The sequence below is a fragment of the Saccharopolyspora thermophila genome (genome assembly GCF_014646075.1).
GTDB lineage: Bacteria > Actinomycetota > Actinomycetes > Mycobacteriales > Pseudonocardiaceae > Saccharopolyspora > Saccharopolyspora thermophila.
Genome location: NZ_BMMT01000008.1, coordinates 182,984 through 197,617 on the forward strand (window position 1 = coordinate 182,984; position 14,634 = coordinate 197,617).

The 14,634-nt window shown below is 70.5% G+C and carries 11 protein-coding genes; 8 read left to right on the forward strand and 3 right to left on the reverse strand.

Annotated elements, in window-relative coordinates; all coding sequences use genetic code 11:
* Nucleotides 1–104 precede the first annotated feature (104 nt).
* Nucleotides 105–581 carry a MarR family winged helix-turn-helix transcriptional regulator gene (locus IEY17_RS13555; RefSeq protein ID WP_188987720.1) on the reverse strand — a complete coding sequence of 159 codons (477 nt, stop codon included), beginning with the start codon at nt 579–581 and terminating at the stop codon, nt 105–107.
* A gap of 153 nt (nt 582–734) precedes the next feature.
* Between IEY17_RS13555 and wrbA the strand changes: the two genes are divergently transcribed.
* Entirely contained in the window at nt 735–1,352 is a 618-nt protein-coding gene (wrbA, locus tag IEY17_RS13560) for an NAD(P)H:quinone oxidoreductase (RefSeq protein WP_188987721.1), read from the forward strand.
* 205 nt (nt 1,353–1,557) lie between these two features.
* On the opposite strand, the gene IEY17_RS13565 is transcribed toward wrbA, so the two are convergent.
* Complete coding sequence (locus IEY17_RS13565; RefSeq protein ID WP_188987722.1) at nt 1,558–2,211, reverse strand: 4'-phosphopantetheinyl transferase family protein; 654 nt, start codon at nt 2,209–2,211, stop codon at nt 1,558–1,560.
* Between the two features lie 336 nt (nt 2,212–2,547).
* On the opposite strand from IEY17_RS13565, the gene IEY17_RS13570 reads away from it, so the two are divergent.
* The 6 genes from IEY17_RS13570 (at nt 2,548) to IEY17_RS13595 (ending at nt 13,050) form a co-directional block, all read left to right on the forward strand.
* Nucleotides 2,548–3,417, forward strand: a complete 870-nt coding sequence (locus IEY17_RS13570) for an ABC transporter permease (RefSeq protein WP_188987723.1) — start codon at nt 2,548–2,550, stop codon at nt 3,415–3,417.
* Nucleotides 3,390–4,121 carry an ABC transporter ATP-binding protein gene (locus IEY17_RS13575; RefSeq protein WP_188987724.1) on the forward strand — a complete coding sequence of 244 codons (732 nt, stop codon included), beginning with the start codon at nt 3,390–3,392 and terminating at the stop codon, nt 4,119–4,121. The genes IEY17_RS13570 and IEY17_RS13575 overlap by 28 nt, the downstream gene beginning before the upstream one ends.
* 163 nt (nt 4,122–4,284) lie before the next feature.
* A complete protein-coding gene (locus IEY17_RS13580) occupies nt 4,285–5,079 on the forward strand; it encodes a maleylpyruvate isomerase family mycothiol-dependent enzyme (protein ID WP_188987725.1) in 795 nt (264 codons plus the stop codon).
* A 242-nt stretch (nt 5,080–5,321) separates the two neighbouring features.
* Nucleotides 5,322–6,575, forward strand: a complete 1,254-nt coding sequence (locus tag IEY17_RS13585; protein WP_229680140.1) for a glycosyltransferase family 87 protein — start codon at nt 5,322–5,324, stop codon at nt 6,573–6,575.
* Nucleotides 6,576–7,040: 465 nt separating this feature from the next.
* Entirely contained in the window at nt 7,041–11,606 is a 4,566-nt protein-coding gene (gene gltB / locus IEY17_RS13590) for a glutamate synthase large subunit (protein WP_188987726.1), read from the forward strand.
* Nucleotides 11,599–13,050 carry a glutamate synthase subunit beta gene (locus IEY17_RS13595; RefSeq protein WP_188987727.1) on the forward strand — a complete coding sequence of 484 codons (1,452 nt, stop codon included), beginning with the start codon at nt 11,599–11,601 and terminating at the stop codon, nt 13,048–13,050. The genes gltB and IEY17_RS13595 overlap by 8 nt, the downstream gene beginning before the upstream one ends.
* Nucleotides 13,051–13,155: 105 nt before the next feature.
* On the opposite strand, the gene IEY17_RS13600 is transcribed toward IEY17_RS13595, so the two are convergent.
* Nucleotides 13,156–13,653 (reverse strand): GNAT family N-acetyltransferase, encoded by a 498-nt coding sequence (locus IEY17_RS13600; protein WP_188987728.1) that lies wholly within the window; start codon nt 13,651–13,653, stop codon nt 13,156–13,158.
* A gap of 198 nt (nt 13,654–13,851) precedes the next feature.
* On the opposite strand from IEY17_RS13600, the gene IEY17_RS13605 reads away from it, so the two are divergent.
* Nucleotides 13,852–14,511, forward strand: a complete 660-nt coding sequence (locus IEY17_RS13605; protein WP_229680129.1) for a PaaI family thioesterase — start codon at nt 13,852–13,854, stop codon at nt 14,509–14,511.
* The last annotated feature ends 123 nt before the right edge of the window (nt 14,512–14,634 follow it).

Below are 14,634 nucleotides of genomic sequence, written 5' to 3' on the forward strand. Positions count from 1 at the left end.
GTGGCCGAGGCGTCCTTCACCATAGTTGGGAAATCGACGTAGATGTAACTCCACAGTGGAGCGTTGCGTTGGTCTCGTCGCGCACCGCGGGTCGCGTGGCCCGTTCATCCCTGCTGTGTGCTGTTGGCTTCGCGGAGGGTGCGCATCGCCTGGGCCAGAGCGGCCGACTCCTCCTTTCCCAGCGGCGCCAGGACGCGGCGGCGCAGGACCTCGGCGGTCGCCTTGCGCGCGCGCCGGGCGACGTCGAGTCCGTGGTCGGTGAGCACCGCGTAGGTGACGCGGCGGTCGGTCTCGCACGGTTGGCGGCGGATCAGGTCGGCCCGGGCGAGGCGGTCGGCGACCTTGGTGAAGCCGCCGCTGCTGAGTGCGGCCTCGCGGGCGAGCTTGGTCATCGGCATCCGGTGGTCGGGCGAGCGGACCAGGCGCAGCAGGATGTCGAACGCCGCCGGGGCGAGGTCGAACTGCTCGCCGATCTCGGCCATGAGCCGGTCCTGGGTGACGTGGTAGCCCTCGATGACCAGGCCCCACCAGGTGATGATCTCGTCATCGTCGGTGCACGGGTCGGGGGCGGTGCTGCTCACGGATTGCTCCTCCTGGCTGTGCTGTTCGATCCCAGTCTACCCGAGATGGCTCACGTGGAAATCTCTTGCGCAGAAGATTTATCCTGAGTACTGTCTTTCTCGAAAGAGAAATTTGCGGCTGTCTCCGCCGCCCGTGAACAGGAGCGTTCGACCGTGAGCAACCCCGTGAAGCTCAGCGTCATCTACTACTCGTCGACCGGCGTCGGCACCGAGATCGCCAACACGCTGGTTGCCGAGGCGGAAGCCGCCGGCGCCGAGGTGCGGCTGCGTCGTGTCCCCGAACTCGCCCCTGACGCGGCGATCGACAGCAACCCCGCGTGGCGCGCCAACGTCGAGGCCACCCGGTCGGTGCCCGAGGCCACCCCGGACGACGTGGTGTGGGCCGACGCGGTGATCTTCGGCTCGCCGACTCGGTTCGGCAACATCGCCTCGCAGCTCAAGCAGTTCATCGACACCCTCGGCGGCCAGTGGGCGCAGGGCCAGCTCGCCGACAAAATCTACAGCGGCTTCACCTCCAGCTCCACCGCGCACGGCGGGCAGGAGTCCACGCTGCTGGCGCTGTACAACACCTTCCACCACTTCGGTGGCATCGTGGTGGCCCCGGGCTTCACCGACGGCGCCAAGTTCGCCGACGGCAACCCGTACGGGACCAGCCACGTCGACGCCCAGGGCGCGAACAAGGTCGACGACGTCACCCGCGCCGCGGCGGCCGTGCAGGCCCGCCGCGTGGTCGCCATCGCCCGCGCCCTGAAGAACGGCCAGGCGTCCTGATCCCACGCAGGTGATCACCCCGTGAGCCCCCAAGTTTCCCGACCTCAGGCGAATTCGGGAACCTCGTGCGGGGTATCCTTCCAAGGATAGGCAACACTTGGGGGCTTTCGGGGGTGGGGACGCGGGTTCGCCGCGTGTGGACTGTGGTCGTCCGTGGGTGCCGGGTGGGGGAGCACCCGGCCGGTGCGCGTGGGCTCCTCCGCGCTCACAACCGGGGCACGGCGATCGCCGTGACCACCAGGCCGTCGCGGGCCAGCCACCGGCCGGTGAACCCGGTCAGCGGTCGTCCGTCCACCGGCGGGCCCTGCTTGCGCAGCCGCGCGGTGAAGGTGCCCTCGCCGAACTCCAGCTCCGCGTCCTCGAACCCCAGCCACTCCCGGGCCAGCGGATACCACGCCTTGTAGACGGATTCCTTGCAGCTGAACAGGATGCGATCCCAGTGCACCGAAGGTCGCGCCGCCGACAGCCGCACCAGCCGCTCCCGCTCCGTCGGCAGCGAGACGACGTCCAGCACACCGTCGGGCAACCGGTCGTGCGGCTCGGCGTCGATGCCGACGGCGTGCACCTGGTCCTTCCGCGCGGCCACCGCCGCCCGGTAGCCCGCGCAGTGCGTGATGCTGCCGATCACCCCCGCGGGCCACTGCGGTGCCCCGCGCTCCCCGGGCAGCAGCGGCGCGGGCTCGACGCCCAACCGCTCCAGCGCCCGCCGCGCGCACCAGCGGCCGGTGGTGAACTCCCGCCGGCGCTTGTCGACCGCGCGCGCGATCACGGCCTCCTCCTCGGCGAACAGCACGGCGTCCGGCGGATCGGCGAACGCCTCGGCGGAACTGACCTGGGTGGGCAGCAGTTCCTCAATCACCGTCGGCCCTCCACCCGGGGCGTGGACATCTGCACGCAGCCACCGTAGCGCGGCGCGCCGAGGTGTGATCGAGCACCAATCCCACTTCGTGGGGTTGGGTTTACAGCGGCGGACCGCGTCGATACCGTCAGCCCCATGATCCGGACAGCGGCCCTGACCACACGGGGGTACGTGGACTTCCTCCGCGTGTCCTCCGCACTCTGTTGCTGACGCCCTGATCCGCCTTCACGCGCGCCGGTCCGGCGCGTGCTCCTGCTTCCCGAACTCTTCTTCCGTGCTCGCAGCAGCGCGGCCCCGCCCGTGGCCGCGTTGCGCCCTGCCCTGCGGAGATCCCCCATGACAGCGTCCCTGAGCAGTACCGGGCGCGCGCCCACCGAAGCGCGCGCCGACCGAGATCCGATCCCCGTGACCACCGTGCGGACCCGCACCGCCCGGCGCGAGAACCGCGTTCCCCGCTGGGTTTTCAAACTCGTCAGCCCCGTCGCGCTGGTGGCGCTCTGGCAGCTGCTCAGCAGCACCGGGGTGCTCAGCGACGACATCCTGGCCTCGCCCGCCACGGTGCTGGGCACCGGGGTGGGACTGTGGGAGGAAGGCCGCCTCCAGGAGGCGATCCTGACCTCCGTGCAGCGCGTCGGCGCGGGCCTGGCCATCGGCGTCGTGGCGGCCGTGGTGCTGGCCACGCTGTCGGGGCTGTTCCGCCGCGGCGAGGACATCATCGACGCCCCCATGCAGATGCTGCGCACAGTGCCGGTGATCGGCCTGATCCCGCTGCTGATCATCTGGTTCGGCATCGGCGAGCAGCCCAAGATCGTGCTCATCTCGCTGGCGGTGACCTTCCCGCTGTACATGAACATCTACGGCGGCATCCGCAACGTCGACGCCGGGCTGGTGGAGGCCGCCAAGACCCTCGGCCTGGGCTGGTTCGCGCAGGTGCGGCACGTCATCCTGCCCGCCGCCATGCCCAACGCCCTGGTCGGGCTGCGGTACTCGCTGGGTTCGGCGTGGCTGGCGCTGGTGTTCGGCGAGACCATCAACGCCACCGCGGGCATCGGCTACGAGATGAACATGGCACGCGAGTTCCTGCAGACCGACGTCATCGTGGTCTGCCTGGTGCTCTACGCGTTGCTCGGCCTCGTCGCCGACTTCGTCGTCCGACTGCTGGAGAGGGTGGTGCTGGCATGGCGACCGGCGTTCAGCGGCGCGTAGTGAAGCCGGCCGTGGTGCACGGGCTGACCCGCCGCTTCGGCGACCGTACCGTGCTCGACGAGCTCGACCTGGAGATCGAACCCGGCCAGTTCGTGGCGCTGCTCGGTCCGAGCGGCTGCGGCAAGAGCACCCTGCTGCGCATCCTCGCCGACCTCGACCGCGAGATCACCGGCGAGGTGGAGGTGGCGGCGCGCCGTGCGGTGGCGTTCCAGGCACCGCGGCTGATGCCGTGGAAGCGCGTGTGGCGCAACGTGGTCCTCGGCCTGCCCGGGCGGCCGGACAAGCAACGGGCGGTCGCCGCGCTGGAGGAGGTCGGGCTCGGCCACCGGGTCGACGTCTGGCCCAAGGTGCTCTCCGGCGGCGAGGCGCAGCGCGCGTCGCTGGCCCGGGCCCTGGTGCGCGAACCGGACCTGCTGCTGCTCGACGAACCGTTCTCGGCGCTGGACGCGCTGACCCGGATCAGGGCGCAGCAACTGGTCGGCCAGCTGTGGCAGCGGCACGGCTGCGCCATCCTGCTCGTCACCCACGACGTGGAGGAGGCCCTGCTGCTGGCCGACCGCGTGCTGGTGATGCGCGACGGGCGCATCCGCTACGACCAGGTCCTCGACCTGGAGCGCCCCCGCGACGTCGCCGACCCAACCTTCGTCGCCCTGCGCGCGGACCTGCTGTCCTGGCTGGGCGTCGGAACGCGCGAGCAGGAATGATCGCCGAGTTCATCGGGATGATCGGGGCGCGGCAACACGTCGGAGATCCACGCCGCCGGGGGAGCACCGGCGGCCCCGGACTTCCTGCGCCGCTTCGCGACGGCGACCACCCGGGCCCGGGTACCCGGTGGGCGCACGCTCAGACGTCGCGGGGGGAGAGATCATGACGACCATCGTGCGGGCCCACGACGTGGCCCGAACCGACCACGCGCACGCGACCGACCTGATGCGCCCGGAAGTGGAGGCGATGCAGGCGCTGCTCGGCGAGCTGCCCGCCTCGGAGTGGCTGGTGGAGACCGACTGCCCCGGCTGGACGGTGCGCGACGTCGTCTCCCACCTGATCGGCAACGCCGAGGTCACCCTGGACAACGAGCTGATGGCGCGGCGGGTCCGGGAGGGCACCGAGCGTTACCCGCGGCTGCCCCTGCTGAACGCGATGAACGAGGCGGCGGTCGACGGCTGGCGGGACCGGCAGACCAACGAGCTCGCCACCGAGTTCACCCGCCTGTGGTGGCAGCTGCTCGACGCACTGCCGTCGATGCCGGACGCGGTGCGTGACCGCATGTTCGACAGCGGCTACCCGGACGTGCCGCCGGTGTCCCTGGGCTACGTCGTGGACGTGGTCCTGACCCGGGACATGTGGATGCACCGCATCGACATCTGCCGCGCCACGGGCCGCACGTTCGCCACTCACGCCCACGACAGGGGAGTGGTGGAGCAGGTCCTGCGGGACCTCGACGACGAATGGGCGGGCCCGGCGTTCGTCCTGCACCTGACGGGAGCGGTGCCGGGGGACTGGCAGATCGGCGACGACGCCCCGGTGGCGGCGCTTCAGGGAGACGCCCTGGGCGTGATGAGAAGCCTCTCCGGGCGGCGGGCCCCGGAAGCGAACGTCACGGTCCACCGAGGAGAACCCGGCCTCGCGCCCACGCTCCAGTCAGCTCGGGTCATCTTCTGACCGCAGGTCCTCCGGCCGTCACCCTCCCGGCCGGGGTCCCCGCCGATCCGGGCGACATCGTGCCCCATCCAGGCATGATCCGGCCTGATCGGCGAGGCGCGCGCGGGGCCGGGGCCGCGGTGGGTTAGAGTCTTCCGGTTCTTCACGGGTATCCCCGCGACCTGGCGAGCTCGGCGTGATCGGCCGATCACGCTCCGACGATCAGCGCCGGTCGCACGACCGAGAGGACCCAGTTGGCCACGGTGCAGTTCGAGTCCGGCCACGCTGCCCCGAAGTTCGACGGGCTGGCGGACCGGCTCCGCGGATTCGTCGTCAACCACTCCCGCGCGATCATCGGGATCGCCGTCCCGGCCCTCGTCGCGTCCTTCGTCCTGCTGGTCCTGCTCGGGCGGGCGGGCCTGGACAGCCGGGCGGGCATCGACTACCAGGTGTACCGCTGGGCGGTGCACACCTGGCTGGTCGGCGGGGACATCATGAACAGCGCTCCGACGGTGAGCATCGGGCGCGTGCTGCCGTGGGTGTACCCGCCGTTCGCGCTGGTGCCGCTGCTGCCGTTCGCGCTGTTGCCGTTCATCGTCGGGCTGGTCGCGCTCTACATCGTCGACCTGCTGGCCATCGGGGCGGCGCTGTACCTGGTCACGCGGCACATGTGGCCGTCGGTGGGGGCGCGCGGGGCGGCCGCGGTGGCGATGGGGCTGCTGCCGTTCACGTTGTTCCTCGAGCCGGTCTACGCCTCGTTCGGGCTGGGCCAGATCAACATCGCGCTGATGGGCCTGGTGATCGTCGACTGCCTGGCGTTTTACCCGCGCTGGCCGCGGGGCCTGCTGGTCGGCGTCGCCGCTGCGATCAAACTCACGCCCGCCGCCTTCCTGCTCTTCTTCGTGTTCCGCCGGGACCACCGGGCGGCGGTGGTCGCCGCGGGGACGGCCGTGCTGAGCACCCTCGCCGGTTTCGGCCTGAACTACCAGGCCGCGGTGGACTACTGGTTCGGCAGGGGCCCGGCGCACGGCGTCAGCGGTTCGGCCTTCCACACCAACCAGTCGATCATGGGCGGGCTGGCCCGCCTGGAACTCACGCCGGTCGTGCGGAACGCGGTGTGGCTGGTGCTGGTGCTGGCCTGCACCGCCGTCGTGGTGTTCGCCATCCGGCGCGTGGAACCGGCGCTTGCGGTGGTGGCCAACGGGCTGTTGGCGCTGCTCGTCTCTCCGACCTCGTGGTCGGACCACTGGGTGTGGTGTGCTCCCGGTCTGCTGGTGCTGCTGGGGTGCGCCGTTCGGCTGCGCAGCCCCGGCTGGCTGGTGACCTTCGGGGTGGTGCTGGTGGCGGTGCTGACCGCCTCCTTCCGGATGCTGCCCGACGGCCCGCCGTGGACGCCGCTGCAGCATCTGGTCGGCAACCCGTACCTGCTGATCGGCCTGGTCCTGATCGCGCTCCTGGGGCGTTTTGCCCGGAATCGGACCGGGGTGCTGGCGATGGCCGGGCAGGCGCGGGAATAACGCGCGCCCGGCGGTCATACCCGGACCGGGAACCCCTTGGCATTCGGGTGAATTTCACTCGCGTTCGCCGGCGAATGCGGAACGTGCCCGCCCGCTCACCGCAAAACATGCGGTTCTGAACCGAATCCGAAAGCGGTAAGCAGCAATCTGCCGACGCGGCAAGGAGATCGTGAACAATGCCACTCGCATCGCTCGACAGTCGCGTATGGACAGTGTTGTCCAGTGGAATATCGCGAGCTCACAGGGATTGTGACCGCGCCGTCCCAACGACTGAGAAGTTCGTCATCTCCGCGTAACTTGGCGTTACTCAATGGTAGCTTTCCCGGCGCTCGCTATGTAGAGTGCCTCAAACTGACCAAGAGTGCAACGGCGCATCCTTTTGTCAGTGCCCCCAAAGGTTCTTGCGGGTCCGCAGTGGGTGAGTCATGCCCTGGTGCGGGCCGCGGCCTGACGACGGGAGGTACGATGCCCCTTTCCCACCATGTAAGAAGGACGGCGCAGCGTAGCGCCACCGACCGAGGTCTGTACGACCCTGCCCACGAACACGACGCGTGCGGTGTCGCATTCGTCGCCGACCTGCGTGGTCGGCGCAGCCACGACCTGGTCCGCAAGGCGCTGACGGCGCTGCGGAACCTGGAGCACCGCGGCGCCAAGGGCGCCGACCCGGACACCGGTGACGGGGTCGGGCTGCTGACCCAGATCCCCGACGCGTTCTTCCGTGAGGTGGTGCCCTTCGCACTGCCCGAACCCGGTGCCTACGCGGTCGGCACCGCGTTCCTGCCCACCGCCGATGACGAAGCAGCGCAGGCGGTGGCCACCATCGAGCGAATCGCGTCCGAAGAAGGACTGCGCGTGCTCGGCTGGCGCGAACTGCCGGTGGAGCCCAGCTGTGCCGGCAGCTCGGCGCGCGAGACGATGCCGGGTTTCCGTCAGCTGTTCCTCGGCCACGGCTCGGACGGCGCGCACAACGAGACGGCGCTGCAGTTCGAGCGCCGCGTGTTCTGCGTCCGCAAGCGTGCGGAGCACGAGGCCAACGTGTATTTCCCGAGCCTGTCGGCCCGCACCATCGTCTACAAGGGGATGCTGACCGAGGCGCAGCTGCCCGCGTTCTACCCCGACCTGCACGACGAGCGTTTCACCAGCGCCATCGGGCTGGTGCACTCGCGGTTCTCCACGAACACGTTCCCGTCGTGGCCGCTGGCGCACCCGTACCGCTTCATCGCGCACAACGGCGAGATCAACACGCTCAAGGGCAACCGCAACTGGATGCGGACCCGGGAGAGCATGCTGGCCACCGACCTGATCCCCGGTGACCTGCAGCGACTGTTCCCGATCGCCACCCCGGACGCCAGCGACTCGGCGACCTTCGACGAGGTGCTGGAACTGCTGCACCTGGGCGGCCGGTCGCTGCCGCACGCGGTGCTGATGATGATTCCGGAGGCGTGGGAGAACCACGCCGAGATGGACCCGGCCCGCCGTGCCTTCTACGAGTTCCACAGCTACCTGATGGAACCGTGGGACGGCCCCGCGCTGGTGGCGTTCACCGACGGCACCCAGATCGGTGCCGTGCTGGACCGCAACGGTCTGCGCCCCGGCCGCTACTGGGTCACCGAGGACGGGCTCGTGGTGCTGGCCAGCGAGGTCGGCGTGCTCGACGTCGAGCCCCACAAGGTGGTCCGCAAGGGCCGGTTGCAGCCCGGCCGGATGTTCCTCGTCGACACCGCCGAGGGGCGGATCATCGACGACGACGAGATCAAGGGCCAGCTCGCCGCCGAGCACCCGTACCAGGAGTGGCTCGACGCCGGGGTCGTGCGCCTGTCCGACCTGCCCGACCGGGAACGGGAACTGCCCTCGCACGACTCGCTCGTGCACCGACAGCAGGTCTTCGGTTACACGCAGGAAGAACTGCGCGTGCTGCTCAAGCCCATGGCCACCACCGGCGCCGAACCGGTCGGCTCGATGGGTAACGACGTGCCGTTCGCGGCGCTCTCCGCGCGCCCGCGCCAGCTGTTCGACTACTTCACCCAGCTCTTCGCGCAGGTCACCAACCCGCCGCTGGACGCGATCCGGGAAGAACTGGTCACCTCGCTGAGCACCCACGTTGGGCCCGAGCGCAACCTGCTCGACCACCACCCGGACGCCTGCCGCCAGCTGGTGCTGCCGTTCCCGGTGCTGGACAACGAACAGCTCGCCCGCATCGTGCACATCAACGACGACGGCGAGCACCCGCACCTCAAACCCGCCGTGGTGTCCATGACCTACCACGTCGCCGGCGGCGGCGAGGCGCTGCGCCACCGGCTCGACGAGATCTGCGAGGAGGTCTCGGCCGCCGTCGACGACGGCGCGCACGTGCTGGTGCTGTCCGACCGCGCCGCCGACGCCGAGCACGCGCCGATCCCGTCGCTGCTGGCCACCGGCGCGGTGCACCACCACCTGGTGCGGGAGAAGAAGCGCACCCAGGTGGGCTTGATCGTGGAAGCCGGCGACGTCCGCGAAGTGCACCACGTCGCCCTGCTCATCGGGTACGGCGCCGCCGCCGTCAACCCGTACGTGGCCATGGCCACCGTCGAGGACCTGGTTCGCCGCGGCGAAATCCGCGGCGTGGACGCCGAGCAGGCCACCAGCAACCTGATCAAGGCGCTGGGCAAGGGCGTGCGCAAGACCATGTCCAAGATGGGCGTGTCCACAGTGGCCTCCTACACCGGCGCGCAGATCTTCGAGGCGATCGGTCTCGGCGAGGAGGTCGTGCAGCGGTGCTTCACCGGCACCACCTCTCGGCTTGGTGGCGTCGGATTCGACGTGCTGGCGGAGGAGGTCGCCGAACGGCACCGCCGCGCCTACCCGGCCGACGGGGTGCGGGCGCCGCACCGCAGCCTGGAGGTCGGCGGCGAGTACCAGTGGCGGCGTGAGGGCGAACCGCACCTGTTCAACCCGAAGACGGTGTTCAAGCTCCAGCACTCCACGCGCAGCGGGCGCTACGACGTGTTCAAGGAGTACACCAGGTCCGTCGACGACCAGTCCCGCGAACTGATGACACTGCGCGGGTTGTTCAGGTTCCGCGAGGGCGTGCGCAAACCGGTGCCGATCGAGGAGGTCGAGCCGGTTTCGTCCATCGTCAAGCGGTTCGCCACCGGCGCCATCTCCTACGGCTCCATCTCGCAGGAGATGCACGAGGTGCTGGCCATCGCGATGAACCGGCTGGGTGGCAAGTCCAACACCGGTGAGGGCGGCGAGGACGCCGAGCGGTTCACCCCCGACGCCAACGGCGACTCGCGCCGCTCGGCGATCAAGCAGGTGGCCTCCGGGCGCTTCGGGGTCACCAGCGAGTACCTGGTCAACGCCGACGACATCCAGATCAAGATGGCGCAGGGCGCCAAGCCCGGCGAGGGCGGCCAGCTGCCCGGCCACAAGGTGTACCCGTGGGTGGCCAAAACCCGGCACTCCACGCCCGGCGTGGGCCTGATTTCGCCGCCGCCGCACCACGACATCTACTCGATCGAGGACCTGGCGCAGCTGATCCACGACCTGAAGAACGCCAACCCACGGGCGCGGATCCACGTCAAGCTGGTGTCCGAGGTCGGCGTCGGCACGGTCGCGGCCGGGGTGGCCAAGGCGCACGCGGACGTGGTGCTGATCTCCGGTCACGACGGCGGCACCGGGGCCTCCCCGCTGTCGTCGATCAAGCACGCCGGCGGCCCCTGGGAGCTGGGCCTGGCCGAGACGCAGCAGACGCTGCTGGCCAACGGCCTGCGCGACCGGATCGTGGTGCAGACCGACGGCCAGCTCAAGACCGGCCGTGACGTGGTGATCGCCGCCCTTCTCGGTGCCGAGGAGTACGGCTTCGCCACCGCGCCCCTGGTGGTGTCCGGCTGCATCATGATGCGGGTCTGCCACCTCGACACCTGCCCGGTGGGCGTGGCCACGCAGAACCCGCAGCTGCGCGCCAAGTTCACCGGCAAGGCCGAGTACGTGGTGAACTTCTTCGAGTTCGTCGCGCAGGAGGTGCGCGAGTACCTGGCGCAGCTGGGCTTCCGCACCCTGGACGAGGCGATCGGGCACGCCGAACTGCTCGACACCACCGAGGCGGTGCGGCACTGGAAGACCCGCGGCCTGGACCTCACGCCCATCACCCACGTCCCGGAACTGCCCCCTGGGGCGGCGCGCCGCCAGACCACCGAGCAGGACCACGGACTGGAGAAGGCCCTGGACAACACGCTGATCCAGCTGTGCGAGGGGGCGCTGCGGGAAGGCACCCCGGTGCGGCTGGACATGCCGGTGCGCAACGTCAACCGCACGGTCGGCACCATGCTCGGCTCGGAGCTGACCCGGCGGTGGGGAGGCGAGGGGCTGCCCGACGACACCATCGACGTCACGTTCACCGGCTCCGCCGGTCAGTCCTTCGGGGCGTTCCTGCCGCGCGGCATCACCCTGCGGCTGCTCGGCGACGCCAACGACTACGTCGGCAAGGGCCTGTCCGGCGGGCGGATCGTGCTGCGTCCGGACCCGGCGGCGCGCTTCGCCGCGGAGCACAACATCATCGCCGGCAACGTGCTGCTCTACGGCGCGACCAGCGGCGAGCTGTTCGTCCGCGGCGTGGTCGGCGAGCGGTTCTGCGTGCGTAACTCGGGCGCGATCGCGGTGGTGGAGGGTGTCGGCGACCACGGCTGCGAGTACATGACCGGCGGTCGAGTGGTGGTTCTCGGCGCCACCGGGCGCAACTTCGCGGCCGGCATGTCCGGCGGCATCGCCTACGTGCTCGACCTGGACACCCGCCGGGTCAACCCGGAGATGGTGGACCTGGACCCGCTCGACGACGCCGACCGGGAGTTCCTGCAGGACCGGGTGCGGCGGCACTACGAGCAGACCGAGTCGCAGGTGGCGCGGGAACTGCTCGCCGACTGGGACACCTCGGTCGAGCGCTTCGGCAAGGTCATGCCGAAGGACTTCAAGCGGGTCCTCGCGGCCCGCAGCGCCGCCGAACGCGACGGGCGCGACGTCAACGAGGCGATCATGGAGGCCGCACATGGCTGATCCCAAGGGGTTCATGACGACGCCGCGGGAGACGCCGCAGCGTCGTCCGGTGGACGTGCGTATCAAGGACTGGCGCGAGGTCTACCTGGAGTTCGAGCAGTCGCGGCTGCAGAAGCAGGCCGGCCGCTGTATGGACTGCGGCATCCCGTTCTGTCACCAGGGCTGTCCGCTGGGCAACCTGATCCCGGAGTGGAACGACCTGGTGTGGCGGGACGACTGGCAGGAGGCGGTCGAGCGGCTGCACGCCACGAACAACTTCCCGGAGTTCACCGGGACGTTGTGCCCTGCGCCGTGCGAGGCGGCCTGCGTGGTCGGGATCAACGGCGACCCGGTCAGCATCAAGCAGGTCGAGATCACCATCATCGACAAGGCCTGGGACGCCGGGCTGGTGCGTCCGCAGCTGCCGCGCACCCGCACGGGTAAGAAGGTCGCGGTGGTCGGGTCCGGCCCGGCTGGGCTGGCCGCGGCGCAGCAGCTGACCCGCGTGGGCCACAGCGTCGTGGTCTACGAGCGGGCCGACCGTGTGGGCGGGCTGCTGCGCTACGGCATCCCGGAGTTCAAGATGGAGAAGCGGCGGCTGGACCGGCGTCTGGGCCAGATGCGGGCCGAGGGCACCGAGTTCCGCACCGGGGTGAACGTGGGCGTGGACGTCACCACGGAGCAGCTGCGGGCCGACTACGACGCGGTGGTGCTGGCCGGCGGCGCGACGCAGCCCCGGGACCTGCCGATCCCGGGGCGGGAGCTGGACGGCGTGCACCAGGCGATGGAGTACCTGCCGCTGGCGAACAAGGTGCAGGAGGGCGACTTCGAGCAGTCCCCGATCCACGCCGAGGGCAAGCACGTGGTGGTCATCGGCGGCGGCGACACCGGCGCCGACTGCGTGGGCACCGCGCACCGGCAGGGCGCGGTGTCGGTGACGCAGCTGGAGATCATGCCGATGCCGCCGAAGTCGCGCTCCGAACAGCACCCGTGGCCGACGTACCCGGTGATCTACCGGGTGTCCTCGGCGCACGAGGAGGGCGGCGAGCGGCTGTACTCGGTCAGCACCCAGGAGTTCCTGGGCGACGACGAGGGCCGGGTGCGGGCGCTGCGCCTGGTGGAGGTCCGCCGCGGCGACTCCGGATTCGAGCCGGTGCCGGGCACGGAGCGGGAGCTGCCGGCGCAGCTGGTGTTGCTCGCGATGGGCTTCGTCGGCCCGGAGCGGAAGGGGCTGCTGGAGGATTTGGGCGTGGAGTTCGACGAACGCGGCAACGTGGCCCGCGACGAGAACTTCATGTCCAGTGTGGAGGGTGTGTTCGCGGCGGGCGACATGGGCCGCGGCCAGTCCCTGATCGTCTGGGCGATCTCGGAGGGCCGAGCGGCAGCGGCCGGGGTGGACCGCTACCTGACGGGCCGGGACATCCTCCCGGCCCCCATCGCCCCCACCGACCGTCCCCTGAGCTGACCGGTGTGATCGAGAGGAGGGGCACCCTGCCGAACTCGGTGCAGGGTGCCCCTCACCCCCTGGGCACCGTGGGGGCCGGGGCGCCGTGGTCGTGGCGGCGGTCGGTCAGCCGCGTTCGCCTTCCTGCGTCGTGTACGTCCGGAAACCGCGGCGGTGGTAGTTGGGCAGGGCGCGCGGGTGGTCCTGCGACGACGTGTGCAGCCAGACCCTGCTCACCTCGGGGATGAGTTCCCACGCCCGTTCGACCGCGAGCGTCAACGCGCTGCCGCCCAGGCCCTTGCCGACGAACTCCGGGAGCAGGCCGAAGATCTCGATTTCCACCTCGTTGCCGGGGTGGAGGTCGTAGACGACGGTGCCCGCGGGCTCGTCCTGGAAGGACAGCAGCCAGAACGTCCGGTTCGGGCACTGGGCGAACCAGCGGTCCCACTGCTCCGGGGTGCGGCTCGCGCTCGGCCAGCCGTAGGGGGCGCCGACCCTGGCCAGCAGTTCGGTGACCAGCGGTGCGTCCCGGTCCACCTGCGCCAGGGCCAGGCCGGGCACCGGATCGGCCGGGACGAGCTGGTCGCGGGCTGTCATCTCGACGAAGGTCACGATCTCCTTCACACGCGCAAGACTATGCCGACCCCGGTCCGGGCGCCCATTTCGGAAGCCCTCGGGGCGGGGAGAATTCCCAAGTTGAGGCAAATCTGGGAGTCCATGGGTGGTGCTCCGTCTGCGTCATACCGGCCGGTCGGTCTGGACGTGGGGTGGTGGCCGGGGGATACTGGACGCCGCTTGTGGCCAGCCAGCGGAGGAGACAGCGTGAGCGCCTTGTCGGAAAACACCGATCCGCAGCAGGAGCGGCGTCGCGCGGTGCGCGAACTCGGCGCCGCGCTGCGCGAGCTCACCGACGCAGCCGTTTCGTCCGAAGTGGACACCGAGACGATCGCCGAGGTCGCCGCGCAGGTGCGCGCCCTGGTCCCGGCGTTGGGCGCCGAACGCCGAGACCGAGGACAGGCGGCCACTGTGGACGCCGGTGACCGGCCGCGGCGGATGTTCAACCCGGCGGTGGGGCCGGGCAACCCGATCGCCCCGCCGATGCGGGTGGAGATCGTCGACGGCGTCGCCATCGGCCGGTGCGCGCTGGGGCTGGCCTACGAGGGGCCGCCCAGCTACGCGCACGGCGGCATCAGCGCGATGCTGCTGGACCAGGTGCTCGGGCACGCGCACGCCGCCAACGGCAAACCGGGCATGACCGCCAAGCTCGCGCTGCGCTACCGACGTCCGGTGCCGTTGCGGACCCCGCTGCGGATCGTCGGCCGGGTGGAGCGGACGAACGGGCGGTGGACCAACTCGGTGGCCACGATCTGCACGGAGGACAACCCGGACACGGTGTTGGTGGAGGCCGAGGGCACCTTCGTGGTGCCCAACGCCGAGCAGTCCCGGCGGTTGTTCGGGGAACCGGAGCTCCTGGTGCGGTGACCCCCGGGTGTCCCGTCCTCCGTGCGGGACCGGATCGCCCACCACAAGGCGCCGCGCAGCAGCCGACCAGCTGCCGCGCACGCGCACCGGTAATCCGGTCAAGGGAAAGCTGAAGAAGCGCGA